Annotated in this window: 1 protein-coding gene; it reads left to right on the forward strand. The window is 49.6% G+C overall.

The genetic code is table 11. The features are described 5' to 3' along the window. Positions 1 to 540 (forward strand): LacI family DNA-binding transcriptional regulator (locus tag R7190_RS30020; protein WP_318138228.1); only part of this gene is annotated, 540 nt, incomplete at both ends.

The raw sequence follows: 540 nt of genomic DNA on the forward strand, positions 1-540 counted from the left end.
GAGCGACATTGCGGCGGCGGCTGGCGTCTCTCAGTCGACCGTATCGCTGGTATTGAATGGCTCAACTTCCGTAAAAATCGCGGAAGCGACCAAACGTAAAGTGCTCGAAACCGCAGAATCACTTGGCTACAAAAACAAAAAGGTTGCCCATGCTTTGGGACGCCCTAAAAAGATCGCATTGGTGATCAACGGCTTAACCAGTTATGACCCATTTATCGATGCCATCAATGCAGCGAGAGAAGAAGCTTGGTCGAACGACTACATATTGGTGACGTTCAATTACAGCCATGATGAAGTGTTGGCAAGCAAGATTGAGTCGGAGATCAACGGCGGTGATTACGCAGGTTTGGTTTACGCATCCAGTATGACGCGAGAGTTGGAGCAGCAACGCGTCACAACTTCCTTACCGACTGTGCTGCTGAACTGCACCAACGAAGAACACACCGAAACGCCAAGTATTTTGCCAGCCGATATGATTGGAGCTTACAAAGCAGTTTCACACCTCACAGCGCAAGGTTATCGTCGCATTGCCATGCTGTC

The organism is Vibrio sp. 1078-1, assembly GCF_033340475.1.